This window comes from Streptomyces sp. NBC_00328 (genome assembly GCF_036139655.1).
In the GTDB taxonomy this organism is placed as follows: domain Bacteria; phylum Actinomycetota; class Actinomycetes; order Streptomycetales; family Streptomycetaceae; genus Streptomyces.
The window spans coordinates 5,289,547-5,315,751 of record NZ_CP108013.1 but is presented as its reverse complement, the minus strand read 5'-3'; the positions used below and the strand labels follow the sequence as shown (position 1 = coordinate 5,315,751).

Below are 26,205 nucleotides of genomic sequence, written 5' to 3'. Positions count from 1 at the left end.
GCGCCCCCTGACAACCCCTTAGGGGATGTCACAGCTCGGCACCGATGCCGGGCCCGTTGCCCCGGCTCCGGCACGTCACTCTTCGGGACCAGGTACGTTCGATGACGTGGCTGGATTCAGGATCGGACGCGGGGGCCGGGACAACCGTGCCTCGCAAGGGCGACCGCAACAACAACCGTCGTACGGACAGTCCTCCCAGGGACGTGGACAGCAGTCCCCCCAGGGAGGCGGGCAGCAGCCGTACGGCTATCCGCCCGCGCCATCGCAGCCGCAGTACGGGGGACAGCAGCCGTACGGCGGACAGCAGGGCGGTCAGCCCTACCGCGGTGGACAGCAGGGCGGCTGGCCCCAGGGCGGCGGACATGCCGGCGGGCACGGCGAGCCGGAGTACTTCGGCGACGGTCACCCGCAGCAGGGCCCGGACCCGTACGCCGCGAACAGCCCCGGCCATACGCAGGCCTTCTCGATCGGCGAGGACCCCTACAACCAGGGCGACGTCTACCGGGCGGGCCAGGCGACCGCTCCGCCGGTCGGCCCCAGGCTGCACTGGAAGGACCTGCTCAAGGGCATAGTGACGGCCCCGAACCGGACCTTCCTCCAGATGCGCGACTACACGATGTGGGCCCCGGCCCTGATCGTGACGTTCCTCTACGGCCTGCTGGCGGTCTTCGGCTTCGACGGCGCCCGCGAGGACGCCATCAACGCGACCCTCTCCAACGCCGTCCCGATCGTCCTGACGACCGCTGTCGCCCTCGTGCTCAGCACGTTCGTCCTGGGCGTGGTCACCCACACCCTGGCCCGCCAGCTCGGCGGCAACGGCGCCTGGCAGCCCACGGTCGGCCTCTCCATGCTGATCATGTCCATCACGGACACCCCGCGGCTGCTCCTCGCCATGTTCCTCGGCGGCGACGCGTCCTTCGTCAAGCTCCTCGGCTGGATCACCTGGGTCGCCGCGGGCGCCCTGCTGACCCTGATGGTCGGCAAGTCCCACGACCTCCCCTGGCCGAAGGCCCTCGCCGCGTCCTCCATCCAGCTGATCGCCATCCTGTCGATCATCAAGCTCGGCACGTTCTGACGCCGTAGGGCACGCACCCCCACCCGGAACCGACAAAGAGGGACCCCCGGCACACCGCCGGGGGTCCCTCTCACGTCATGACCGCGAACCGTCATGGGCGCATGCCGCGCCTACGCGTCGAGCACCTGCCCGGACCGCCGGACGACGGGAGGTTCGGAGCTCTGAGCTGAGTTGACTCCATGACAGTAGTATTCTGATCCCCGCTCTTGAGGCTGGGGAGGCCCGGACGTGGCACGCCGAGTGGGGATCTACACCCGCATCTCGCGGGACGACGAGGGCGACGCGCTGGGCGTAGCCCGCCAGCAGAGAGACTGCGAGCGGCTTGCAGATCTCCGGTCCTGGCAGGCCGTGAAGGTCTACGAGGACAACGATGTATCGGCCTACAAGCGCCACGTCGTGCGCGAACAATTCGAGCTGATGCTGAACGACCTAAGCGCCGGCCTCATCGAGGGCATCGTGGCGTACGACCTAGACAGGCTTGCGCGGCAGCCGCGAGACCTTGAGCGGCTGATCGAGATCTTCGACGACCGCCCACGGCTGGAGTTCGCAACGGTCACGAACGACGTCAACCTCGGAACGCCGGACGGCCGCACCATGTCGCGCATCATGGTCGCCTTCGCCAACAAGTCGTCGCACGATGCCTCGCGCCGCATCAAGCGCAAGCATTTGGAGCTGGCCCAGCAAGGCAAGGACAGCGGCGGCCCGGCGCCGTACGGATGGCTCAAGGAAGACCGCAGCAAGGTCGACCCGCAAGCAGCCACAGCCATCCGCGAGGCTCAGCGCGACATCCTTGCCGGCGTCCGCATCGGTACGATCCGTACGCGCTGGCAGGAACAGAGCTTGGGGAACCCCCGCGCAGGCACCAAGCGGATGGCCCACCACCACGTAGAGCACATCCTCACGAACCCGAGGTTGGTCGGATACCGGACCTACCACGGCGAGATCCTGAACGGTGAGGATGGCCGGCCCGTCATGGGTGAGTGGGAGCCGATCAACACCCTTGAAGAGTGGGAAGCGGTGTGCGCCGCGGTCGCCGAGCGAAAGCAGAAACACCCCGGGCATCTCCTCGCGCGCAAGTACATGCTGTCGGGCATCGCTCGCTGCGGCCTGTGCAAGTCGAAGATCCGAGGCCAGACCAACCAACGGTGGGAGCCGGGATCCAAAGCAACGAAGTTCACCTACCGGTGCTCGGTCGTCAATGGCGGCTGCGGCAAGGTGGGACGCGTTGGGGAACCCGTGGACAGGCTAATAGCTCAACTCGCACTGGAGGAGCAGCGATCCCGAGCAGCCGTCACGACCGTTCCAATTGAACAACGCTGGGCGCGGGATGCCGAGTTGGAACAGGTCAACGAGGACATCATCCAGCTAGTGAACGCCGAGCGTTCAAAGCAGATCACCGTGACCACGCTCTTGCAGCTCCTTCCCGGCAAAGAGCGAGAGCGCGACGAGCTGAAGTTGGAGCGCGCCCGGTTCTACAAGGAACTGAAGCAGTCCGAGGCCAAGGGCGACGCCGCGAACCTGACGCTGGACGAGTTCTTCGATCTGCCGATTGAACGGCAACAAGAGATCGTGTTGCACAGCCTGTCAGCCGTGATCATCCATCCAGCAGGCAGAGGCAAGAGGAAGTTCGACCCGAGCCTCATCGAACCCGTGTGGCGCTGAAGATCACGCACGCCCCTGCGAGACGCAGCGCACGGCGCACCCGCTCTTCGTCGCGCTCAGGTGCACGCCGAAGATGCATCTTGATCCACTCGTCCGTGGTCATCACTTTCCTGTCCCCATCCTTCGGGGATGTCGGCTCAGTCGACCGGCTCATCGAACGCACCCCCTGCCCCCTCCTCGCGCGCTGTTTCGCCATCCGGGTGCTTCAAGTGCCCGCGCAAGCGCGAGCTTGCCCCTGGGGCCGCAAGCGAGTTACGGCCCTGAGCAGAAACCTTGGCAGGGAGGACCCCCGGCCAGAACATGCCTCCGGCGGGGGCGCTCCGGCTCCGAGATGGCGGGGGTGCCGTTCGCGAGTGCCGGCGGAGTGTGGCGTGCGCGGGGGTGCTCCCATCCCGTCCGCCATCGACCCAGGCAGAGCCGAGCAGTCGCGGCCCAGGGTGGCGAGCGATGTCGCAACCAATCCTCACAGTCGTTCGTACAGTGGCGCGCTCCACCTTGACGCCCTGAACCACGTCCGCTCCACGGTGTATGGGCCAACGGCAGACGGGATGGAAGCTGGGGAGGGTGGCGAGTGAGGCAGGGAGTGACATTCACCCGCCATGTCACTGAACGTACACCCCTTGCCACTTAAAGCAAGCGCTGTATTGAACGTCCAGTGCCGCCACAGCAGGCCGCCGACCAGGCAAAACACGCCGAGGGCCGCCGCTAACAACATCTAGTTTCCGCTAGGAACCACCAGGAACCGCTAGGAACCGCTAGAGCTAGCCGGGGCTAGGGTAGATATAGTGGCCAAGCAACTGGGTTGGCCAAGCACGTTTTACAAAATGAGGTTGGCCAGACAACCCCAGACTCAAAGCCCTCCGGCACGGAGGCCCGGCCCTGGTGGCTAGACCAGGACCGGGCTCGTGCGTGGAGTTATCGAAGCGGGTCCGGCCGAGTAACAGACGGTCGGGCCCGTTTCGGTTGGGCCCTGTCTTCCGGCACCGCTTCGCTGCGCAGCACTACCGCGCGAGCTGCTCCACACAGCCTGCGAGCGCCGAGATTGCCGTGAGGATCGCGATCAAGATCTCGGCCTTGTTGGGGCCCCGTCCAGGATCACGGTCCGGCTCTTCCGGCTTTCGCAGATCTGCCATGTCACACTTCCAGTCCGGTCGTGCTAACCCCCGGCTAGAGGGGTCTTCGGCTCTTAGGTCCGAAGCTCGGGATGGACCGGAAGTGGTCGGCAGAAGCATATCGGTCAATGCTGACACTCCGAGGCTTGATCCACGGTGCCCGACCGACACTTGTGACGTTCAGTGGGTATTTCGCGCACTTCAGGGGCACTTCCGCGAAGCGCCTTGACAGAGGCGGCCTACAAGGCCTCTCTGTTCGGCTTGGCCGCTCCTCCCGACCTATGTACTGGAGGCAAAACACTCCACGGGAAGTTGATCCACTCGTTCGTCCGCTTCCAGACGTACTCGCACTTCACGAGCGACTGGGTCTTCTCGTAGATCACGGCGCTGCGGACCTCGGCGACCTCGCCGACGCAGAAGTCGTGCACGAGCTTGAGTGTCTTGCCCGTGTCGGCGACGTCGTCGGTGATCAGGACCTTCTTGTCGGAGAAGTCGATCGCGTTGGGGACGGGGGCCAGCATGACCGGCATCTCCAGCGTCGTCCCCACCCCGGTGTAGAACTCGACGTTCACCAGGTGGATGTTCTTGCAGTCGAGGGCGTAGGCGAGCCCGCCCGCGACGAAGACGCCGCCCCGGGCGATGGAGAGCACGATGTCCGGCTCGTACCCGTCGTCGGCGATGGTCTGGGCGAGTTCGCGTACGGCGACGCCGAACCCTTCGTAGGTGAGGTTCTCGCGCACGGAAGACATGGCTACCGCCTCAGACCTGGGTGCGGTGGAAGTTCAGGAAGGACCGCGAGGCCGTCGGCCCGCGCTGGCCCTGGTAACGGGAGCCGTACCGGTCGCTGCCGTACGCGAACTCGGCCGGCGAGCTGAGCCGGAACATGCACAGCTGCCCGATCTTCATCCCCGGCCACAGCTTGATCGGCAGGGTCGCGAGGTTGGACAGCTCCAGGGTGACGTGCCCGGAGAACCCGGGGTCGATGAACCCGGCGGTGGAGTGGGTGACCAGGCCCAACCGTCCCAGCGAGCTCTTGCCCTCAAGCCGTGACGCGAGGTCGTCGGGCAGCGAGATGACCTCGTACGTACTGGCGAGGACGAACTCGCCGGGGTGGAGGATGAACGGCTCGTCGCCCTCGGGCTCGACGAGCCGCGTGAGATCCGCCTGCTCGACCGAGGGGTCGATGTGGGGGTAGCGGTGGTTCTCGAACACCCGGAAGTAGCGGTCGAGCCGCACGTCGATGCTCGACGGCTGCACCATGGATTCGTCGTAGGGATCGATCCGGACCCGCCCGGCGTCGATCTCGGCCCGGATGTCCTTGTCTGAGAGAAGCACGTCCTGAGGATACGCAAGGCGGGCGGAGCCACCACAATCGTGACGGCCCCGCGCGCCCGTACTAACGCTCCGACACTGTCTTCTCCAAGGCCACCGGCACCACACTGCGGAGCCGGGCACACCGTGGACACCGGAGCAGCCGGCCGGGGCCGAGCCGCTCGGCCTGCTGCATCGGGAACGAAGCGGTGCTGAACACGTGCCCCTCGGCACAACGGACGACGGTGCGCTCCATCAAGTCCCAGAGTCCCTTCCCCAAGAGCCGCGTCAGGCTGATGCCCTGACAACGAAATCCACATTACGGGATGAAAGGGATGGCCCTCCAGACGGCACTCCGACCCCGCCGGGACCCACTTCAACGGCCCCACCGTACGCCCCAACTCCGGTCCCCCGCAGCCGCGTCCACCCTCCGAAACGCGAACGGGCCCCGCGGCTCCGACGCCGGGGGCCAGGCATGAGGTACAGTGAGCGAGCATTCGGCACCGGTCAAAACCGGCGTCTTACGCGGGTGTAGTTTAGTGGTAGAACATCAGCTTCCCAAGCTGAGAGTGCGAGTTCGATTCTCGTCACCCGCTCCATGTGAAACCCCCAGGTCGATGACCCGGGGGTTCTTTGTTGCCCAAACCAATGAGCAGTGCGCGCACCACATCCGCACCATAAGGACCGGCTAGCTGCCGGTGGGCTCCTCCTTGTGGCGCGCCGGGTCGTCGTCGCGGTGCTTCGCACGCTCGGCGCGCACCATGTCGTCGAGTCCGGCCGCCACGTCCCGTTGCCGCTCGGCGTCCGAGTGTTGATAGATCAGCGCCGCCCTCTCGGAGGACTGGCCGGCGCGCACCATCGTGTCCTTGAGGGTGGCTCCCGAACGAGTCGAGAGCGTGTGTCCGGTGTGACGAAGGTCGTAGAACCGGAAGCCTTCCGGGAGCCCCGCGACCGAGCGGGCCCGACTCCATTTCCGACCGAACGAGGTACGGCGGAAGGGCGCTCCTTTCTCCCCCACGAAAACCAAGCCGTCCGGTTCCTTCTCGGCGTACCAGGCGAGGTGCTGCCTCACCTCCTTGTGCAGGAACGCCGGAAGGACGACGGCGCGGACACCGGCATCGGACTTGGTCTCACCGGGAGCGCGTCGGCCGTTGGTCCGCTCGGGCTCGGCCACACGGACCCGGATCACCATGTCGTCCAGGTCGACGTCCCGGCGGCGCAGGCCCGCCAGCTCCTCGGGCCGCATCGGGCCGTACGCACCGAGGTAGACCATGAGGCGCCAGCGGATGCCGATCGCATTGGCGAGAGCGTCGACCTGGCCGACTGTGGCGATACGACGTTCCGCCGCGGACTCCTTGCCCGCGCCCTTGATCCGGCACGGGTTGCGGCCGACCAGATCGTCATCGACGGCCGTCTCGAAGATGCCTTTGAGGAGCCGGTACGACTTGGCCACGGTGGTCCTTGCCTGGGTGGTGCGGAGCCGTTCGGCACGCCACTCGCGGACACGCGGAGCGGTGATCTCGTCGAGGTCGAGGGCGCCGAAGGTCGGAAGGATGTGGAGCCGTAGGAGGTGCTTGTACAGATCCTCGGTGCGTACGGCCAGCTCCCGCTCCTCGACCCATTTCTCAGCGTAGGTGCGGAAGTTGACTGCTCCGGCGTCCGGGGCACGCCAGTCACCGCGGCTGAGGTCCGCCTCGACCTGGGACAGCCAGATCTCCGCGTCCTTCTTGGTCGCGAAGGTCTCGTCCGCCCGGACACGTTCGCCATCGGGCGCCAGGTAGGACGCTGTCCAACTCCCCGACCGGTACTGCCGCACCGCACCGAAGCGGCGACGCCTTCCCTTCTTGTTGGCCATCAGGCAGCCCTCCGCAGGCCGACGCGGCCGAGCCGGATCGGCTCCACGGTGCGCGCGGCAAGGAACTCGTCGACCGCGCTCGCGGGTATGCGGACGTGTCGACCGACCTTCACGTACCTGATGCGCCGCTCCTCGATCAGCCGCCGGGGGAAGCGAACCGAGGTACCGAGCAGCTCGGCGACCTGGTCGACGGACAGATGCTGCTCGGTCATGGGGTCGGCTCTCCTTCCGTTCCGGGAGCGGGGGCGAGGGTCGCGGCCAACCAGGCTTCGGCAGCGGATAAGCCCGTACCGGCGAACACCCAGTGGGAGAGAACGAGGGTCGTCTCCGCCTCACCGACGGCATCTGTCGAAGCCTGCGCTCGGCGCCATTCAGCGCGGGCGTTCCGCAGCGCGCCGAGGGTCGTCGAGTAGCGACGCGTCTTCGTGGAGAAGTGGCCGCGGAAGCCGAGCATGTGGGCCCAGGCGCGAAGGCGGAGGTGTCCTAGCTCCTTGAGTGCGCCCAGCCTCCACGCAGTACGCACCATGCGCCGCGCGTGATCACTGAGATCGAGGAGGGCCAGCTCGGCGAGGAACTTCAGCGGTCGATCGAGGGCGCCCGTCGTGGCCTCGGCGCCTTTGGTGGCGTACTTGGCGATGTACGACGCCACGGCCCGTTCCGTGAGTTCGGACGTCCCGTCGAAGTCGGCCGATCGGATGGGGCGCACGTCGAGCTGCTCGCCGAAGGTGAATGTGTGCGCACGGCCGTCGACGACGGGGCCGAGGACCCTTGTCTTGGCAGTTGCAGAGGTGATCGCGTCCGCCAGGAGCTCTGTCGTGGCCCAGCTCGGGGGCTCACTGCTGCCGCCGTCCGGCCCGTCGATACGGATGACCGCATGGAAGTGAACCGCACCGCGCTTCTGGAACTCGGCGACCTTGGCGAAGGAGACCCGGGCGAAGTCCGCGAATGCCCGCTGAGTGAGGCCGGCCCGCTTGGCTATCTCTCGGCGGAGGTAGATGGAGAAGCGTCGCCAGAGCATGCCAGCGTGCGCGTTCCAGAGGACGGCACCTTCGTAGTCGTACGTCGCTGGGTCCAGGGGCGTACCGAGCAGTTCGGCGTCGGTCTCATGGAGGAGTCCACAGCGGCAGGCTCGGACGGTGCCGCGTCGGTCTGTGGGCCGATTGTGGACGGGCCCGAAGCCGGGGGCGGTGAAGGTGGCGAACACCTTCGGATGGCGGGTGACGGTTGCGGGAGTGCCCTTGCCGCCTCGCAGTCCGGCGGTGATCAGGTGGAAGGTGTCCCGGCGGTAGGTCTCCGCGCAGGCCGGGCAGCGGGTCGCCCGCCGGTTGTTGCAGCGCACCAGGAGATTGCCTGCCGGGAGCGAGGCCGAGTCGAGGCGGTGGAGAACCCGGCCTATCTCGCCGGTTCGGGTGTCGACCGCGTGCTCGACGCGATGGCCGTCCAGGCGCACAGGCTGTGTACAACCACCGATGCCTCGGAGCTGTTTGACGAGGGTGGGCATGCCGCCCAGGGAGACGAGCGCGCCCAGTTCTTTGACCGGGGGCGGAACGCGTCCGGTAGTAATGGGAACTGTCCTTTCGGTTTCGGTCGGGAGGTCCGCGCCTGCCGGGGCGGCGGGATGCTTGGCGGTATCGAGGCCGCCCCGGCAGGCTGGTCAGCGCTTGTGGGCGCTGTTGAGCAGGGAGCGCAGCACCAGGGCCGCGATGGAGACGGAGACGGCCGTGATGGCGACCGTGGCCAGGAGCGCGGTCAGCACGACGCCCACGACGAGGACCGCCGCAACAGCACCCGCCCCGCGGCTGACAAACGGCGCGACCGGGCGACTTGCGGACGCCATCGGGGCGTGAGCGCAGGAGCAGGTGGCCGGGGCGTGGTGGTGCTCGGCTGGCATGACCGATGTATGTGCGATCGGTAGCGGAGCCGCGTCGGGCATCTTCGGGCGGAGCAGCATGGTGTTTCTCCTTTCAGCGATGGGTGCCGTCGACGATGTCGACACCGGAGCGGGTGCCGGAGTCGATGGCCGGGGCGAGGAAGGTCTGAGAGAGCAGGAAGCCGAACAGTGCGATCACAACGGCCACCCACATGCGGACACCGAGGAACTTGATCGCGGCCCAGGCGATGACGCCGAGGACGAAGACGAGAGGCAGGCTGACGGTCACGGTGATCTCCTCAGCGGGCCGAGCAGCGGTGGGTGCGGGCCGCCAGCTCGGCGGCGGCGCGGCTGTCGTAGTCGGTCGAGAAGCCACAGCGCGGAGCCGTGCAGGCGGCGGTGTGCTTCTCCCGGCCGCGGCCGTCGTAGTAGGTGGCGACCTGGACGGGGCCGATGCGGACGACGCGGCGGAAGCGGGGGTTGGCGGGCATCAAGGCAGCTCCTTCGAGTTCTGGTGGTTCTCGCCGGTGAAGTCGGCGACGTGGTCGCGCAACCACCGCCGGATCTCCTCGCCCTCGATGTCGTCGGCGACGAGGATCACGGGTTCGGCGATGAGCATTGCTTCGGTAAGTCGGTTCTGGCGGGTCAGCTCGGCGGCGCGGTTGAGCGCACGGATCGTGGACGGACGCATGGGCGGAAGTTCTCCCGGGTTCAGGTGAGTTGAGCGGCGATGGCTTCGGCGAGCTGGGCCGGGACACCGAGGCGGGCTCGCAGGGTGTCGGTGTCGATGGGCGCGCCCGTCCGGGTGTGGTGCTCGGCAGCCACCTTTCGGGCGTGGTCGACGAGCGCGGTCGGGAGCCGACCTGTCGGTGGAACGGCAAGCGCGGGACGCGAAGCAGGGGCAGCGGGCCGGGACGCAGGCTCGGACGCAGGGAGTGATCCCTGTTGCGCCGCTTCGTTCGTCGGCTCGTCGTGCTGTTCACGCGGGCCCGGGGCCGGATCGGCAGGTCCGTGCGCGAGCAGCGTGCCGCCGAGAAAGGCGACCGCCGGCCAACCGGCCACGACGATGCGGAGCGAGGCAGGAACGTGGTGGAGGTCGAGGAGCCCGGCCGTCGCGACGTTGGCGCCGAGACTGGCGGTGAGCGCGACCAGGAACCAGCACCACCCGGCCGCTTTGGACTCCCCCGTCCGCAGCCGCCTCCAGGCCGCCACCAACAGCAGATCGACGCTGATCGGGTAGGCCCACGCCTTCCAGCCGTCTTGTCCCGCCGCGACGGCCAGATCATGAAGGTGTGCAAAGGACAGCGCGGCAGCGATCACCGCTTGAACGAGTACGGCGTCCACGCGGACCGGAAGGGCACGCGGTGCGGAGCGCTCGGCCACGCTGATCACGTCCTCTCGTTCGGGTTCGGGGATGGCGGGGGTAAGGACTTGGCGCGAGGCGGTCGCGCCGACCGGTGGGTTGGTGGATCAGCCGGTCGCCGGGCGCGGCTTGGTCACACTGATCGGGGTGTCCGCGGGCACAGCCGGGACATGCGGCCGGAACGGCTTCAGGGCCGGTACGTCGGGGGCGAACTCGGCAGTATCGCGGCAGATCGCCGCAGCCTCGCCGAGGGACAGGTACGGAGTGCGCATGCGTCCCCAGCCGCCGGACGTATCGCCGGACACAGCCAGGCCCGGACGTTCAGCGGGAATGGTGGCAGCGACGCCGACCGCTTCGGGGGCGATGTCGCCAAGGGCCATCTTGGCCGAGGCCTCGTCGTTGACGCGGTGGCAGACGCGTCCGGTGAGTTGAGCGCGGAGCATGGTCGCGCCCTTGCCCAGCTCGGCGCCGAAGCGCTGGCCGCAAATCTCCAGGTAGATACCCGCGGCCCGCCCGAGCTGGGCGAGTCGGATCAGCTGGGTCACCATCTCGTCGCGTCGTTCCTCGTCCTTGCGGCTTGCCACGAGGAAGAGTTCGGCCACCTCGTCGACGAACAGCACGATGGGCGGCGGCCGTTCGTCGTCCGGCAGGCCCCACACGTCAGAGGTGATCTCCTCGTCGGGCGTGCCGGGCGCGATGCCCTGGCGTGCCTTGATCAGGTCGTAGCGGTCCTCCATTTCCTGGACGAGGACGGGCAGCAGCTCGGCGGCTTCATCGGAGTCGGTGGCCAACGCCGACAGTCGCGGAGCGAAGGGCGCCAGCTCGACCCCTCGCTTGCAGTCGATGCCGACCAGGGCGACCGGTTGAGCGGCCAGCCCTGTCAGCAGATTGCGGAGGAACATCGACTTCCCCGACAGGGTGGCGCCGAGGACGAGTTCATGAGGAACTGCCCGGTAGTCGCGGACAAACACGGTCGCGTCCTCCCGCAGAGCCACGGGCACGGCGAGGAGGTCGTGCCCCGCGCTGCGAGGCATCTTCACCTTGCGCAGCACGTCGAACCCGACCAACCTCAGCTCGACCACGCCCGGCTTGATCTCTCGAATGTGAACCGCATGAACACCCCAGGCGTGCCGCAGCCGCTCACATGAGGCAGCCACGTCCGCTGGCTCCTGGCCGGGGGCGAGCCGAAGTCGGACCCGCAGCCCCGTGGAGGTGGGACGGATCAGCCCCCGGCGCGGGGGCACCGGTCGGACTTCACGGCGAGTGGTAGCCCGTAAGGCCAGCACTCGCAACCGGGACGGCTGGACCGTCAGCCCGCACGCATCCATGGTGGAGCTGTACGAGCCGACCAGCCGGGCCACCGACGCAGGCAGCCCGACCGTGACCCAGTAGACCGACGGATGCGCCTTCCGGGCGTAGACCGCCCCGACTAATAAGGCGAGGGGTCCACCCAGTTCGGCCAGGATCATGAGCTCGGACACGAGATCAGTTCTCCTGTCCGACGGGGAAGGCCCCCGGAACCACGGCAGCCGCCCGGTAGGCGATTCCGTGGCGGGCCTGCCCACTAAAAACGCTCTCCCAGGGACGAGCGACGAGGCCGGGAAGGGAGACCGGAGCTCCGACGGCCAGGCCGCCCGTGATCCCGCTCTCCGGGACGGTCACCGCGATAAGCGACGACTCCCCCTCGTCGATATAGACGACGCCGACCTTCATCAGCGCCTCGCCACTGACCGCGTCCTTGGCGATCTCGCCCGTCTGCCGGTCCTTGACCTTGGGCTCAGGCGCCTCAGTCAGCAGGATCGTCGCGGACGAGGTCTCAACTCGGATTGCACGCACAGAACTTCTCCTTCGTAGACACCCGCCAGACGACCTGACAGGTTGACTTAGCAAGTTCGAAGTTAAGGAAGCCAGGTTGACTTGTCAAGTGACTTGGCTGGCCGACAAGTTGCTTCCGATGCAGGGCCAGCAACTGCCCACAGGGCTCAGCACGGCCATCGCGCCACAGCCAGGCAGATCAAAGCCCTGTGCGCCCCTGATCAGCCTCTGACGATGCAGAAGGGATGGCCGGCCGGATCGGTGAGAATCCGCGCCTTGGGTTCATGAGGCTGGTGATCCGGCTTGCCCGCCCCCAGTTCCAGCAGCCGGGCCTCGACCTCCTCCAAGTCCTCCTCGACCTTGAAGCAAATGTGAAGCTGCTGGGGAACGGTTTGGTCGGGCCAGCTCGGAGCCCGGTAGCCGTCGACCCGTTGGAAACCGATCAAGAGCCCGTCCTCACGATTGAGACCCGCAAAGTCAACGTCCGACCTCGGGTGGAGTTCGAGACCGGTGGCCTGCTGATAGAACTCCGCCAGAGCCAACGGATCAGGGCAGTCGAGATTTATCGCACTCAACTTCATCTGCAGGGGCATGGCACCTCCGACCAACCGGTGGACTTCCTCAATGAAGATCCTAGAGACGGCTGCCTCAGGTTGAGCGGGATGCCGACCAGTCACCCTGCCCCAAACCGTAGACACCGCAGGTCGGAACCTCGCCCCTGCCACGGTCACCCAGGACAGGACAACAGCCTGGCTCCTTGCGCCTGACCCGAACTAGCCAAGCCGATACGTGTCTTCAAGTTCCTGCCGATCGGCAGGCAGAAGAACATCCGTGACCTGCAAGACTTGCCCGGCAACATCGCACGCGACAACCAACACGCTGAGCACCGGCTCCCCTTGAGGCATCGCCAAGAGGTCAGCCTCTTCCTGGCTGGGCAGTCGGGCCGAGACGCGTTCGGTTACGTGATCGAAGCGCACCTTCTTGCGCGCTTCCAGGTGCGCGCGCTGCCCTTCTCGCAGTGGCGACGAGACAGACAGTTCGGTCCCATCGACCAAGCCGGCTGGGAAGTAGGACGAAGAGAGCTCAACCGGCTCGCCATCCTGCTCCACCAGCAGCCGCCGAACGAGGACCCTCGCCCTCTTGGGCACGCCGAGGAGGGAGGCGACCCTCGGCGGCACGGGAACCTGCTCGACCTGGACAAGGCGACCTTGAACCGAGGATTCGTCGCGCTCCAGCGCTTCACGACCCCGTCGGTCTTTTTGCTCGACAGCTTCCGGCCGTCCGCGAACGATGGTGCCGAATCCTTGCCGGGACTCCAGCCAGCCATCCCGTTTCAGCAGCTCTAGCGCGCGGACGACGGTGGGCCGGGACATCCCGAAGGCTTGGACCAGCTGATTTTCGCTCGGGACCCGGCTCCCTGGCGGGTACGTGCCGTCCTCGATACGCCCCTGGAGCGTCTGCGCCAGCCGCACATACTTGGGTGCAGCCACCTCGTACGCCATAGCCCCGCCTAGTGAGAATCCGCCAAGTCAACCTGTCAACCAGCCTACTCACGTGAGTGGGTACTGAACACCCGCGGACGCGCCGACGCCGCAGGTTCGGATCGACTCACAGCTTCCAGGCTTCGTCGATCTGGAACCACACGACGGTTCCACCGAAGCGGCTGGGGCCGGCCGCCCACGAATCCGCCAGCGCGTTGACCAGGCAAAGCCCCCTGCCGTGCGCGTCATTGGCCCTGGGGCTGCGCAGCCGCACGTCCGCCGGGAAGCCGGGGTTGTGGACGTCGACCCGCAGGGACTCTCCCAGTCGCGACCACTCAACGCGGACCCGCCAGGGCTCTTCGGCCTCCCCATAGAGGATCGCGTTCGTCACCAGCTCAGAGAGCATCAGGACACAGTCATCGATCGGGCAAGCCAGGTTGTACGGGGCGGTGAACTTCCGGAACCAGCGCCTCGCCCGGGCTACTGACTCGGGCACGGGATAGAGGGTCATGCCCCCGATCGGCGATGATCCGGCAACCGCGGCTTCGGACTCTTCACGCGCATCCGCCATGAGCGCCACTACTCCCTACCGGTGCCGTCACAGTCGAGACAGCGCCGCTTGGACGTAGCACGGACGCGAGCGTCAGTGGCGGAGAGCGCCAGGGCCGAGCGGGAGCCGACGTGCTTCCACCCTCGCCCCCGGCATCCACGGCAGACCGCTTCCCGCGAGACGTGCCGTAACTCCCCGCACTCCTGGCTCACGTCCGTGCCCCTTCCGGTCAAGTGGCCTTAGCCACTTACTGGATAGTGGCATTAGCCACTCGAAGCCACAAGCGGTTCTCAGAGAGAAAACCGACTTTCTAGTTGATCGGGTAGCCCTGCTCGAACGCCCAACACCCAGGCGGGTACGTGGCTTCGGCGAACTCAAGAGGTCGATCCCGCATGTCATACACCACGTGATGGACGATCAGGACAGCCGACCCGGGCTCAAGTTCAAGGTCAGCGGCCTCGTCCACGGTCGCCAGTCGGGCGCACATCCGGTCCTCGGCATAGCTTCCCTGGCGACCCGTGGCGCTCTCGACGTACATGAGCGTCCCCTCCTGAATCCGTTCAGGATCAAGGAGCTTGGGGGCCCGCTCGCCCACATCGGCACCGAACCACGAAGTCGAGATCGTGATGGGACCGGACTCATTCTTGGTCACACGGCGACGATGAACAGCTCGGACTCCGGCCACCAGACTCAGCGCATCGGCCACATAGTCGGGTGCCTCCAGCCAGCCAGCGGACGTGATGACCGCGTACTCGCCCGGCGTATAGATCTTGCCGGTCTGCTTGGCGCGACCATAGAGCTCCCGAGCACGCCGATTCACCGCGAGGCCCCGCACGTAAGTGCCCGAACCCTGGCGCTTCTCCACCAGACCTTGGTGACTCAGAGCCTCCAGCGACCGAGCCGCCGTCGGGCGTGAAACGCTCCAGTCGGCAGCCAGTTGACGTTCCGAAGGAACCTCGTCGCCAGGCCTCAAGTCGCCTCGCAAGATCTGATCGCGGATGTGGTGTGCGATCTGGAGGTACTTGGGCTGGGTCTCTTCGATCTGCGGCATCGGAGCCCCTCCCTAAGTGGCTATGACCAGTAGCCACTATAGGGTGAGTGGCCAGCAGGGGAACCCGTACGCTGCGAGGGTGACCCGCTTGATCGTGGCAGCAGGAGGAGGGGGCGACGCAGTCGCCGCCTCAATGCTCGACGCAGCCCTCTACGGAGGCGGCAACAGTCCGGCGGTGATCCTCACGTACGCGTGGGACCGCCTCCTGATCGATCCAGTGCCAGGACCACGAGCGCCGGAGAACTTCACGGGCCTTCGCCCCCTCACGCGAAGCGTCTGGGCCGTCCCGGCCGACGCCAAGCCCATCGCCCCGGCAGGCTCAACGCTCCCTCGCCTGGCAGCCGAACTCCCCCACACCTTCGCCCTGATCGACCCCACGCACGGCGCCGAGGGAATCACCCGCCAACTCGAAGAACTCATCGAGCACCTGGCCCCCGAGTCCATCGACCTCCTGGACGTGGGCGGCGACATCCTCGCCAAGGGCGACGAACCCACCCTCCGCAGCCCACTCGGCGACGCCCTCACGCTGGCCGCATGCTGCCAAGTCAACGCGCCTGTGCGGCTCTTGATCGCTGGCCCTGGCTTGGACGGAGAACTCCCGGCCGAGCTGCTAGCCGACCGCATGGGCCGGACAGCCCTGACGCTCACGGCCGGGCACGTCGAACCGATCAGCTCGGTCCTGGAGTGGCACCCGTCCGAGGCAACAGCGATGCTGGCAGCCACAGCCCGCGGAGTACGCGGCCTCTGCGAAGTCAGAGACGCCGGCCTGCCGGTCCCGCTCAGCGACGAAAGCCCCACCGTCCACGAAGCCGACCTGGACGACGCCCTCAACCGCAACGAGCTCGCACGCGCCATCCTCGCAACCGAGACCCTTACCGAAGCGGAACAGCACAGCCGCGAGATCTGCGGATACTCGGAGATCGACTACGAGCGCAACAAGGCCAGTTGGCTCGGCAGCCAGCCGGAACAGAAAGTCGACCCGGAAACCACACTCCGCCAACTCGGCCAGTTCGAGGCCAAGGCCCGCGACCGCGGCATCACGCACACGACGTTCCGCAGGATCACCGAAGCCCTCGGTCTCAACGGCAAGCAGCGCCAGGACCTCAGAGCTCTACTGCTCAGCAGCCGTCCGGAGCAGTACGAAGCCCCACTGTGGCGCATCGCGTGAGAGATGATCACAGACTTCCGGCTGCCGCCGACCTGCTCGATTCCCGATCAACACTCACCCAAACCAACTGGGCCGCGCTCCACCATGCTTACGGGCCTGCCATAGATGCACCCGAGATCCTGACCGCGCTACTGGATACAGATCAGGGTGTGAGAACCAAGGCGCTGGACAGCCTGTACGGCATCCTGCATCACCAGGGCACGATCTATGAGGCGACGGTACCCACAGCCCAGTACGTGGCCGCGATCCTGCCCGATCCTCGAACAACGCTTTCGGTCGACAAGACCCATCGATCCTTCCCCGGATGCATACGCGCCGATCTGCTGGCTTGGCTCGGATCGGTCGCCGACTCGGTAACCGACGCGGTTGATGAGGTAGGCCAACGGCTCGGGTTCCCTCTCGACGACTACCCGCCGGCCGTAGCCGTGCGTGAGATACGACCGCTGCTGCTCTCGGCTGTTCTCCCCTACGTCGACGATAGTGACCGTGCCGTGCGCGAAGGGGCTATCGCAGCATGCATCCCGCTCCTCGACGACGTTCGGTTGCTGCACCACCGAGCGGCGCTGGTGCCCCTGGTCCACCAGGTACTCGGAACCAGCGAGCTCTGGCAGCACTGTGAGCGAGCCATCGATGCCCTCGACGCATGGGGCGAAAGCTCCGCAGGGCTTGAAGGCCAGCGGAATCCTTTCCTGTTCTGCGACACGGACCTATCACCGGACTGCACCCCATGGCGTTCAGCCGCGAGCGACGCCGAAGGATGGGCCGAAGATCCACCGTTCTGACACGACCGGTCCATGATCATCAGGATCTGCCAGCTCTTGAGTAACAACCTTCTCTACTGGTTCAAGGCGGCTCGCTCCGCTCACCGCGCGCGGCACGGCCCCCGGCCGGGCCTGCGCTCCTGTCTCCGCCCCGCTCCAGCCCGGCCAGCGCCCATGCCGCGCGTTCAGCAGTCAGCTGCCTGATGCCAGAGAAGGGGGTGCGTCGTGGCTGGGGTGGTCGGCGCAGCGGCTTTACGGAGCCACTTTGGCGCGAGCCTCGAAGATCATGGCCCCAACGTCGTGCCTTACCGGGCAGGTCCACAGACTGCCCGACGCGCCGGAAGCTTACGGGGCCATGATCACTCGCGCCAAAGCAGCGCCACCCCAAAGCCGCTGCGCCGACCTTGGGTGAGATCGCCTGGAGGTCGTTACGTCCGGTTCAGGCAACAGATGCGTGAGGTTGCGGATCTTATCGCCGGGCGTTTGCGGGTATGAGGCAATCGCTGCTTTATGGCGTGCGGCGCCGTGAGGGGGCCTAGCGTGTGGCCGGTATGTAGGCCAGTCGCGGGGGGCTTGTGGTTGGCGGGAGTGTTCTGTTCGGGGGTGCGGTGTGACGGGTGCCGGGCAGTTTGACGTGTTTGTCTCCTACGCGCATGACGACAGGTCGTGGGCGACGTCCTTGGCGGAGAACCTGCACCGGCTGGGTCTTGAGGTGTTCCTGGATCAGTGGGAGGTGGCTGGGGGCGATCTCCTGGCGTCACGTTTGCAGGACGGCCTGGTCAAGGCCGGTGCTGTGGTGGTCGTCGTCAGCGAGCACTGGGTGGCGTCCGGGTGGTGCGGTGCGGAGTTCGCGGCCGCCGTGACGGCCGCGGTGGAGCGAGGACAGCGCCTCATCCCGGTCCTGCTGGGTGAGGTGGCGCTGCCGCCGTTCGTCGCCTCACGTCTGTACATCGACTTCCGCCATGTGGCATCCCCACAGCAGTACGTGGGGCTAGTGGAGCGGTTGGAGCGGGCGGTGCGGGGGCTGCCGTCGGGGCAGCGTCCGGAAAGGGGCGGGCCGCTGGTGGCGCCGCCCACGGCCTACTGGCCGGAGGGGACCACGCCGGCGGAGTTACGGATCGACCAGGAGTCGGTGGTGTTCTCCACGGCGGGGGGTGAAGTGTCCTGTGCGCCCCGGGGAGTGGACCGGGACCTTGAGCAGAGGCTGTGGGAGCTGGACCGGGCCCGGTCGGCGGTGACGGGCGGGATCATTCAGCGCAAGTCACCGAATGGCGAGGAGGAAACCACCGCGGCAGGGCCGGCGGGAGCATTGGCCGCTGTCGGCGAGGCGCTGGGAAGGCAGTTCGTCCACGGTGAGGCGGCACGTGAACTGGCGGGTCAGGAAAACCTGGCCGTGGGGCGGAATACATCCCTACGGATCGGGCTGGCGGTGGATGATCCGGAGTGGGTGGATCTGCCGTGGGAGACCCTGACGGTTCCCGGGGTGACGGGTCCGCTGGTGCTGTCGAGGCAGGTGGAGCTGTACCGCACGGTGCGGCGGGACAGCCCGCCGGTGGCGGTGGCGGTGCCGGGCCCGTTGCGGATTCTGGCGGTGGTGGCCAGCCCCGAATCCGGCGGAGGCGAACTCCTCGACTATGAGCGAGAACTGGGCCGGATCTTGGACGCGGTCGACCTGGCACGCTCGGGTCAGGGTGCGTATGTGCGGGTGCTGAACTGGGGCAGCCTGGCCGAGATCCATGCGGCCCTGGAACAGGAGCGCTTTCATATCTTGCACCTGTCCTGCCACGCCGGACCCGGAACCTTGCTGCTCGAGGACGAGCAGGGCAAGGCCGACAAGGTCGATGCCCAAGCGTTCATGGAGGCCCTGCCCGCCGGTCGGGGGGTTCCTTTGGTGGTGCTGGCCGGCTGCTCCACCGCCCGCACCCCCGCACCCCGCGACGAGAAGGCATCACCGCAGCAGCACTTGGGTGAGGACGAGGGGAAGCCGGACGAGGCCACAACAGGCCACGACACCGCTGATGTTGATGCGGAGGGCAGGATCCGGGCGGGTCTGGCGCGCGCACTGCTGGAACACGGGGTGCCAGCGGTGCTGGCGATGACCGAAGCCGTCACCGACCACTACGCCACCGAACTGGCAGCAGAGATGTACCGGTCACTGGCGCGGGCCGAGCACCCCAACCCGCTGACCGCGCTCTCCCAGACCCGCCGCACCCTGGAAAAGAAGCGCTGTCAGCTGACGGACAATGATCCACGCGCAGGATTGCCGGAATGGGCGACCCCGGCGCTGTTCCTGGCCGGCCCCCCACTGCCCCTGTTCGACCGCACACACGACACCGAGCAGCTTCCGGACACGCAGGAGACTGTCCTGGAGCAGGGCATGGTGGTGCGCAAGGTCGGCGAGTTCGTCGGCCGCCGCGCCGAACTGCGCCGACTGCTGGCCACCCTGCATGATCCCCAGCGGGCCGGGGTGCTGGTGCACGGGATCGGCGGGGTCGGCAAATCCACGCTGGCAGCCGAACTCCTGCACCACTACGGCACGCAGGAGCGTTTGGTCCTGCCGGTCGCGGCCACCACCGCTCTCACCGTCGACGCCGTCCTGGAAACTTTGCGGCTGAGCCTGACCAGCCACTGCACGGCTGCGGGTCTGCCGGAGACAGACGCCCTGCGCCAGGTCGTCAGGGCCTTGGCGGACGCCAGCATTCCGTGGCGGGAGCGGTGGGAGCTGGTCCGGCAGATCGTCCTGCCGCGCCTTGCGGCCCTGATGATCGTGGACAACGCAGAAGATCTCCTCACCCCCACACCGATCAGTCAGGAATGGGAGCTCGCCGATACGGAACTCGCGGAGCTGCTGGCCGCATGGGTGGCGGCCAGTCCGCGGACCCGGCTGCTGATCACCAGCCGCCACCCCTTCCACCTGCCCCAACGCCTGCACCGGCGGCTCACTACCCACCACCTGGGACCGCTATCGCTGGCCGAGACCCGCAAACTCATCTGGCGCCTGCCCGGCCTGGACGCCCTCACCCCCGCCGACCAGCAGCGCGCGTATGCCGATGTCGGAGGCCATCCGCGGGCATTGGAGTACCTCGATGCCCTGCTGCGCGGTGGTCAGGCGCGATTCCCCGATATTGCCGAGCGTTTGGAAGCCGCGCTGGAGGACCGGGGTGTCCTCGATCCCGAGCGCTGGATGGCCGACGCCGCCGGGGATCTGGACACGGCGCTGGCCGAGACCGTCACCCTAGCCGTCGACGACATCCTTCTTGACACCCTGCTCGATCAGCTCAACAGCGTGCCGGGTGCGCGGCGGCTGCTGGACGGTATGGCCGTCTATCGCACCCCGGTCGATGGCGCCGGGGTCGCCTGGCAGCTGTCGGATCTCACCGCACCCCCCGAGCCCGAGCCCGATCCCGCCCTCGACCAGCGCCTCCACACAATCAACGCCCAGATCGATGCGGCCCGTGCTGCCGGAGCAGGTCCCGACGGAGGCTATGGTCTGCCGCCCGAGACCATCACCGAACTCGCAGCCCTCTGGAAGGAACACCGACGGTCTCCGACCGTCCTGGACGCCCAAGGCACAAGGGCGTTGAAGCGGCTGCTGGATCTCGGGCTCGTCTCCCCAGCCCCGGCTCCCCAGGACGAGCCGGGCAGCCCGCCCACCGGCTTGACTGTGCATCACTGGACCGCCGACGCCCTTCGTAAACGCACCCACCCCGACACTCTCAACGCAGCTCACCGTCGGGCCGCTGCCTACTGGCAGTGGCGCGTCAATGTCTATCCTCAGCCGCCCACCATCGACATCACCCAGCTCATCGAGGCACGCCATCACCACCACCAGACAGGCGACCTCGACCAGGCCGACACCGTCACCCAGCGCGTGTGCTCGCAGCTGCACACCTGGGGAGCCTGGGACTGGGAACAACGCCTAGTCGAAGAAACCCTCACCTGGCTCCCAGCCCGCTCCCGCTCTGCAGCCGCCCACATCCATCAACTCGGCATCATCGCGCAGCTGCGGGGGGACTACCAGCAGGCCGAGGAACGCTACCGCGCCTCCCTCACCATCGAAGAGGAGCTCGGCAACCGCGCAGGCATCGCCAGCAGCTACCACCAGTTCGGCATGATCGCGGAGCTGCGGGGGGACTACGAGCAGGCCGAGGAACGCTACCGCGCCTCCCTCACCATCGCCGAGGAGCTCGGCGACCGCGCCGGCATCGCTACCAGCTACCACCAGCTCGGCATCATCGCGGAGCTGCGGGGGGACTACCAGCAGGCCGAGGAACGCTACCGCGCCTCCCTCACCATCAAGGAGGAGCTCGGCAACCGCGCCGGCATCGCTACCAGCTACCACCAGCTCGGCATCATCGCGGAGCTGCGGGGGGACTACCAGCAGGCCGAGGAGCGCTGCCGCGCCTCCCTCACCATCAAGGAGGAGCTCGGCGACCGCGTCGGCATCGCCAGCAGCTACCACCAGCTCGGCATCATCGCGCAACTGCGGGGGGACTACCAGCAGGCCGAGGAACGCTACCGCGCCTCCCTCACCATCGAAGAGGAGCTCGGCAACCGCGCAGGCATCGCCGGCAGCTACCACCAGCTCGGTAGGATCGCGGAGCTGCGGGGGGACTACCAGCAGGCCGAGGAGCGCTACCGCGCCTCCCTCACCATCGCCGAGGAGCTCGGCGACAGGGCCGGCGTCGCTACCAGCTACCACCAGCTCGGCGTGCTCTATACCGATCGGGAACGCCCCGCCGAAGCTGTGACGTACACGCTGCAGGCGCTGGCGCTTCAACTGGAGGTTGGAAGACCGCCCAATGCGAGTCTTTACTGGCTCAGCCGACAGCGGGCTCTCCTCGGCGACGACACCTTCCGATCCGTCCTCGGCGAACTGCTGTCGGACGAGACAGCAGCATCCATCATGGATGCCACGCAACCCCGGGACGAGTCGGTGCCACCTGAGGAGCCAGCCAGCCCAGACGAGCCCACCGGCACGGACCCGGATTCGGCATAGACCACAGCGTGGCATCCCCGTGGACGCTCCACGAATCCTTCGGACTCACCCACCCGGTATCGACTATGCCGCCGCAACACCCTGCGGCCTGCCACACACCGCCCTGTGATCCACCCCAGTAACGTGAGCCGAGGACACACCACTTCCGTCAGCAGCCGAGGGGAACGGTCATGGTGCGCGCGCCCAAGAGCGTGGATGTGAAACTGAACCTGCACGTGCTGGAGATCTCCGGCACGTGGGAACCCAACGACGCAGAACGCCGCGCAGCCTGGGAAGTCTACGTAGAACTGGTCACCCGGATCTCCGTGGTGCCCCTGCGCGCCGATGAAGGCCTCCTGCGGGAAGCGCTCACCAGCCTGTACTCCCTGTTTGCTACGACCCGTGATGTCCTGCGCCAGCATGGCCCGGACGTGGCGGAGCCGAAGCGCAACGGGCAGTACAACTTCGGCTTTCTGGCCGTGGCCATGCTCAACTTCGGTATCCGGCCTCTGCTGGCCCGCTGGCACCCGATGCTGGAGGACTGGGAGAACCAGCGTCCCGCCGACCGTTCACGCCGCGACCACGAGCAACTCTGGCCCCGTACCGAGGAGCTGCGCGCAGCCCTGACCGACACTCGCGGCATCCTCACCGCCTACGCGGACCTCCTCGCCAGCGCCTGCGGCGTGCCCAACCTCTTGCAAGCCGTCCCCACCGACAGTTAGTCCATCGCCGCATCGGCGCTCTCGCTACTTCAACGAGCCCGCTACACCGCCTCGCCACGAAGGACATGCCCCACAGCTACGGTCCGCGGCAACACCACAACCGCAGTTGACCGGTCGACCGAACACAGCCGGCCGGGGCCGGTCCTCGCGATCGCCGTGGAGGAGCGAGGTCGGGTCTTGCGTTGTCGGGACGTTGCGGGTTCGGACTGGCTACCCTCGTTGTGCCGCAGTGTGACCGGTATCGGATGGTGTGCGGCAGGTACGGGGGTCTTCATGCATCCGACAGTCGGCACCGCCCATGAACAGGCACAGGGCGATATGGATCAGGTGTTCTTCAGCTATCCCAGAGCGGATCGTGCGGCCGTTCTGCCACTGGTGGGAGCGCTCAGGGCAGCAGGTGTGGGTGTCTTTCTGGACGAGTCGGGGATCGATGAGTTCGAGGGCATCACCGACGAGATCCGCTCGGCGCTGGCGGGGGCGCGGCTGTTCGTGGCCTATTACTCGGCCGCCTATCCCACTCGTCCGGCTTGTCAGTGGGAGCTGCTGACCGTGTTTCGTGCAGCTGTCGCGCTGGGGCGGGCCAGTGAGCGCATCCTGGTCATCAACCCTGAGCCTGTTGTGGATCACATCCAGCCGGTGCAGTTGCGGGACGCCCGGTACGGCGTTTCCACCGAACCGGAGTCTGTGACGCGGCTGGTCGAGCGGATCGTTGCACGTGTCGCAGCGTCTCCGGGGTGTCTGGGGGATGCGATCGCGTCGAAGCGGCCGGTGTGGCGGCCGTTGGAGCATCTGGGGTCGGAGCGGTTCGTCGGCCGGGTGGACGAGTTCTGGCGGTTGCATCAGGCGCTGCACGCGTTCGAGTACCTGGCGACGCAGGACGGGGCGTCGGCCGGCCAGGCCGTGGTCATGGGGTTGGGCGGGGTGGGCAAGACGCTGCTGGTCGAGCAGTACGCCCGCCGGTTCGCCGCCTTCTACCCCGGCGGGATCTACTGGTTCACCTCGGCCGCCAGCCACACCCCGGACGCACCAGCCTCAGATGCCGGGCAGGCGGATGTGCTGGCGCAGCACTACCAACAGGTCGCGGCAGCCCTGGCGCTGGACAGTGCCGCGCTTGGGCCGGTGCAGGTGCGGGAGGCCGCCCGCCGGCACATCGAGACCATCAACGAGCCGTGTCTGTGGATCGTCGACGACGTCCCCGGCGAACTCTCACCGAGGGTGGTGCGGGAGCTGGCGGCGCCGCATCCGCTGGGCCGCACGGTCATGACCACACGCTGGCGCGGCTACCACTTACCCGTCGTCGACGTGGATGTACTGCATCCGGACGAGGCCTACCGCCTGCTCACCACCGCCCGCAAACCGAACAATCCGGCCGAGGAGACTGCTGCTCGGACGCTGGTGCAGCAACTGGGCAGTCACGCCCTGGCCGTCGACCTGGCCCACGGCTGCCTCGCCGACCAGCCAGGCCTGACCTACACCGAACTCCTCGACCAGCTCGCCGACACCCAGCACGGCGACGCCTTCCAGGAACTGGTCAAAGACCTGTACATGCAGGTGCCCACCGACCACACCAACGACATCGCCGCCACCTTCGCCCGCAGCCTGCACCACCTCGACGACCACGCCCTGACCCTGCTGCGCATCGCTGCCCTCCTCGCCCCTGCCCCGCTGCCCGAACGCCTCCTCACCAGCATCAGCATCGCTTTGAGCCACCAGAACGAGCAGAGCACCCGGCGCGCGGACCGACGAGCCCTGTCCGCCGCCCAGCGGCGCTCCCTCATCCGCCAGACAGGCACCGAGCCCCCGAGCTGGTTCATGCACGCCCTGGTCAGCCGCACCCTCACCCTCCACCCCGAAACAACACGCCTCAAACCCGCCCTGCGCCAAGCGGCTCTCACGGCCACCACACACCTCATGCAGGCCGTCTACACACCCGGCCGCCTCGACCTGGCCGACGTCATGCCCCACGCCCGCGCCCTCGTCGAAGAACTCGACACCAGCGAAAGCCTCGCCCTGCTCGACAGCGTGGCCCGTTACGACTACGAAAGCGGACAACCCGCCAGCGCCTCACACCACTACCAACGCCTCACCGATGCGCAGACAACCCAACTGGGCGACGACCACCCCGACACCCTGACCTCCCGCAACAACCTCGCTGCCGCCTGCGAGTCGGTCGGGGACCTGGAACGGGCCATCCCCCTGTTCGAGCAGGCCCTCACCGACAGCCAGCGGGTGCTGGGCGACGACCACCCCAACACCCTGGTCTCCCGCAACAACCTCGCTGGCGCCTACCAGGCGGCCGGGGACCTGGAACGGGCCATCCCTCTGTTCGAGCAGACCCTCACCGACCGCGTCCGACTGCTAGGCAACGACCACTCCGACACGCTGGTCTCCCACAGCAACCTCGCCAGCGCCTACCAGGCGGCCGGGGACCTGGAACGGGCCATCCCCCTGTTCGAGCAGACCCTCACCGACCGCGTCCGACTGCTAGGCAACGACCACCCCAACACCCTGACCTCCCGCAACAACCTCGCCAGCGCCTACCAGACGGCCGGGGACCTGGAACGGGCCATCCCCCTGCACAAACAGACCCTCACCGACCGCGTCCGACTGCTAGGCAACGACCACCCCAACACCCTGACCTCCCGCAACAACCTCGCCAGCGCCTACCAGACGGCCGGGGACCTGGAACGGGCCATCCCCCTGTTCGAGCAGACCCTCACCGACCGCGTCCGGGTGCTGGGCAACGACCACCCCGACACCCTGGCCTCCCGCAGCAACCTTGCCGGTGCCTACCAGGCGGTCGGGGACCTGGAACGGGCCATCCCCCTGTTCGAGCAGGCCCTCACCGACAGCCAGCGAGTGCTGGGCGACGACCACCCCGACACCCTGGCCTCCCGCAGCAACCTTGCCGGTGCCTACCAGGCGGCGGGGGACCTGGAACGGGCCATCCCTCTGTTCGAGCAGACCCTCACCGACCGCGTCCGGGTGCTGGGCAACGACCACCCCAACACCCTGACCTCCCGCAGCAACCTCGCTGGCGCCTACCAGACGGCGGGGGACCTGGAACGGGCCATCCCTCTGTTCGAGCAGACCCTCACCGACCGCGTCCGGGTGCTGGGCAACGACCACCCCAACACCCTGACCTCCCGCAACAACCTCGCTGGCGCCTACCAGACGGCGGGGGACCTGGAACGGGCCATCCCTCTGTTCGAGCAGACCCTCACCGACCGCGTCCGGGTGCTGGGCAACGACCACCCCAACACCCTGACCTCCCGCAACAACCTCGCTGGCGCCCGTCAGAAAGCCGAAGCCGTACAGCACGGAAGTACAGCAACCTCAGTAGCCGAGGCTGTACCTCAAAAGCCGTCCACGGCTGACTGAGCAGCCCGAGAACCGTCAGTGACCTACCCGCCGAGAGTTCGGGACGAAGA

General features: G+C 67.3%; 24 protein-coding genes and 1 tRNA gene. 8 read left to right on the top strand and 17 right to left on the bottom strand.

Features of this window, described 5'->3' with window-relative positions; genetic code table 11:
- Positions 1-25: 25 nt before the first annotated feature.
- Together OG485_RS23275 and OG485_RS23270 are read left to right on the top strand one after the other, a co-directional pair.
- Positions 26-1,075, top strand: a complete 1,050-nt coding sequence (locus OG485_RS23275; RefSeq protein WP_328670513.1) for a Yip1 family protein — start codon at positions 26-28, stop codon at positions 1,073-1,075.
- A 228-nt stretch (positions 1,076-1,303) separates the two neighbouring features.
- Positions 1,304-2,737, top strand: coding sequence for a recombinase family protein (locus tag OG485_RS23270; protein WP_328670512.1), 1,434 nt, complete (start codon positions 1,304-1,306; stop codon positions 2,735-2,737).
- Between the two features lie 1,001 nt (positions 2,738-3,738).
- Here the strand turns inward: OG485_RS23270 and OG485_RS23265 are convergent.
- The 3 genes from OG485_RS23265 to dcd form a co-directional block, all read right to left on the bottom strand.
- Complete coding sequence (locus OG485_RS23265; protein ID WP_328670511.1) at positions 3,739-3,870, bottom strand: hypothetical protein; 132 nt, start codon at positions 3,868-3,870, stop codon at positions 3,739-3,741.
- Between the two features lie 218 nt (positions 3,871-4,088).
- Positions 4,089-4,598, bottom strand: coding sequence for a phosphoribosyltransferase (locus OG485_RS23260; protein ID WP_328670510.1), 510 nt, complete (start codon positions 4,596-4,598; stop codon positions 4,089-4,091).
- Between the two features lie 10 nt (positions 4,599-4,608).
- Positions 4,609-5,184: a dCTP deaminase gene (dcd, locus tag OG485_RS23255; RefSeq protein WP_326786575.1), complete on the bottom strand. Its 576-nt coding sequence runs from the start codon at positions 5,182-5,184 to the stop codon at positions 4,609-4,611.
- Between the two features lie 501 nt (positions 5,185-5,685).
- Between dcd and OG485_RS23250 the strand changes: the two genes are divergently transcribed.
- Positions 5,686-5,759: transfer RNA gene (locus OG485_RS23250), tRNA-Gly, on the top strand.
- An 89-nt stretch (positions 5,760-5,848) separates the two neighbouring features.
- Here OG485_RS23250 and OG485_RS23245 read toward each other — a convergent pair.
- The 14 genes from OG485_RS23245 to OG485_RS23180 all read right to left on the bottom strand — a co-directional run bounded on the left by OG485_RS23245 (position 5,849) and on the right by OG485_RS23180 (position 15,145).
- Complete coding sequence (locus OG485_RS23245) at positions 5,849-7,015, bottom strand: tyrosine-type recombinase/integrase (protein WP_328670509.1); 1,167 nt, start codon at positions 7,013-7,015, stop codon at positions 5,849-5,851.
- Entirely contained in the window at positions 7,015-7,227 is a 213-nt protein-coding gene (locus tag OG485_RS23240) for an excisionase family DNA-binding protein (RefSeq protein ID WP_328670508.1), read from the bottom strand. Before OG485_RS23240 ends, OG485_RS23245 begins: the two co-directional genes overlap by 1 nt.
- Complete coding sequence (locus OG485_RS23235) at positions 7,224-8,516, bottom strand: replication initiator (protein ID WP_328670507.1); 1,293 nt, start codon at positions 8,514-8,516, stop codon at positions 7,224-7,226. Before OG485_RS23235 ends, OG485_RS23240 begins: the two co-directional genes overlap by 4 nt.
- A 153-nt stretch (positions 8,517-8,669) precedes the next feature.
- Positions 8,670-8,906 (bottom strand): SpdD protein, encoded by a 237-nt coding sequence (locus OG485_RS23230; protein WP_328670506.1) that lies wholly within the window; start codon positions 8,904-8,906, stop codon positions 8,670-8,672.
- A gap of 73 nt (positions 8,907-8,979) precedes the next feature.
- On the bottom strand, positions 8,980-9,174 hold the full coding sequence (locus OG485_RS23225) for a hypothetical protein (RefSeq protein ID WP_328670505.1): 195 nt from the start codon (positions 9,172-9,174) through the stop codon (positions 8,980-8,982).
- Between the two features lie 10 nt (positions 9,175-9,184).
- The gene (locus OG485_RS23220; protein ID WP_328448209.1) at positions 9,185-9,376 is read right to left on the bottom strand and encodes a mobile element transfer protein; all 192 of its coding nucleotides are present in this window, start codon (positions 9,374-9,376) and stop codon (positions 9,185-9,187) included.
- The gene (locus OG485_RS23215) at positions 9,376-9,576 is read right to left on the bottom strand and encodes a hypothetical protein (RefSeq protein WP_328670504.1); all 201 of its coding nucleotides are present in this window, start codon (positions 9,574-9,576) and stop codon (positions 9,376-9,378) included. The genes OG485_RS23220 and OG485_RS23215 overlap by 1 nt, the downstream gene beginning before the upstream one ends.
- Before the next feature lie 20 nt (positions 9,577-9,596).
- The gene (locus tag OG485_RS23210) at positions 9,597-10,277 is read right to left on the bottom strand and encodes a DUF2637 domain-containing protein (RefSeq protein WP_328670503.1); all 681 of its coding nucleotides are present in this window, start codon (positions 10,275-10,277) and stop codon (positions 9,597-9,599) included.
- A 78-nt stretch (positions 10,278-10,355) separates the two neighbouring features.
- Complete coding sequence (locus tag OG485_RS23205) at positions 10,356-11,717, bottom strand: FtsK/SpoIIIE domain-containing protein (protein ID WP_443048937.1); 1,362 nt, start codon at positions 11,715-11,717, stop codon at positions 10,356-10,358.
- 16 nt (positions 11,718-11,733) lie between these two features.
- Positions 11,734-12,084, bottom strand: a complete 351-nt coding sequence (locus tag OG485_RS23200; protein WP_328670501.1) for an SCO3933 family regulatory protein — start codon at positions 12,082-12,084, stop codon at positions 11,734-11,736.
- Between the two features lie 200 nt (positions 12,085-12,284).
- The gene (locus OG485_RS23195; protein WP_328670500.1) at positions 12,285-12,656 is read right to left on the bottom strand and encodes a VOC family protein; all 372 of its coding nucleotides are present in this window, start codon (positions 12,654-12,656) and stop codon (positions 12,285-12,287) included.
- A 180-nt stretch (positions 12,657-12,836) separates the two neighbouring features.
- Positions 12,837-13,565: a GntR family transcriptional regulator gene (locus OG485_RS23190; protein WP_328670499.1), complete on the bottom strand. Its 729-nt coding sequence runs from the start codon at positions 13,563-13,565 to the stop codon at positions 12,837-12,839.
- A gap of 106 nt (positions 13,566-13,671) precedes the next feature.
- Positions 13,672-14,115: an ATP-binding protein gene (locus tag OG485_RS23185; RefSeq protein ID WP_328670498.1), complete on the bottom strand. Its 444-nt coding sequence runs from the start codon at positions 14,113-14,115 to the stop codon at positions 13,672-13,674.
- A gap of 289 nt (positions 14,116-14,404) precedes the next feature.
- Positions 14,405-15,145 (bottom strand): GntR family transcriptional regulator, encoded by a 741-nt coding sequence (locus OG485_RS23180; RefSeq protein ID WP_328670497.1) that lies wholly within the window; start codon positions 15,143-15,145, stop codon positions 14,405-14,407.
- 79 nt (positions 15,146-15,224) lie between these two features.
- On the opposite strand from OG485_RS23180, the gene OG485_RS23175 reads away from it, so the two are divergent.
- The 5 genes from OG485_RS23175 to fxsT all read left to right on the top strand — a co-directional run bounded on the left by OG485_RS23175 (position 15,225) and on the right by fxsT (position 26,155).
- Positions 15,225-16,313, top strand: a complete 1,089-nt coding sequence (locus OG485_RS23175) for a DUF1152 domain-containing protein (RefSeq protein WP_328670496.1) — start codon at positions 15,225-15,227, stop codon at positions 16,311-16,313.
- A complete protein-coding gene (locus tag OG485_RS23170; RefSeq protein ID WP_328670495.1) occupies positions 16,298-17,095 on the top strand; it encodes a hypothetical protein in 798 nt (265 codons plus the stop codon). The genes OG485_RS23175 and OG485_RS23170 overlap by 16 nt, the downstream gene beginning before the upstream one ends.
- A gap of 613 nt (positions 17,096-17,708) precedes the next feature.
- Positions 17,709-22,073, top strand: a complete 4,365-nt coding sequence (locus OG485_RS23165; protein ID WP_328670494.1) for a tetratricopeptide repeat protein — start codon at positions 17,709-17,711, stop codon at positions 22,071-22,073.
- Between the two features lie 170 nt (positions 22,074-22,243).
- Positions 22,244-22,774: a hypothetical protein gene (locus OG485_RS23160; RefSeq protein ID WP_328670493.1), complete on the top strand. Its 531-nt coding sequence runs from the start codon at positions 22,244-22,246 to the stop codon at positions 22,772-22,774.
- A 273-nt stretch (positions 22,775-23,047) separates the two neighbouring features.
- Entirely contained in the window at positions 23,048-26,155 is a 3,108-nt protein-coding gene (gene fxsT, locus OG485_RS23155; RefSeq protein ID WP_328670492.1) for an FxSxx-COOH system tetratricopeptide repeat protein, read from the top strand.
- Positions 26,156-26,205: the final 50 nt, after the last annotated feature.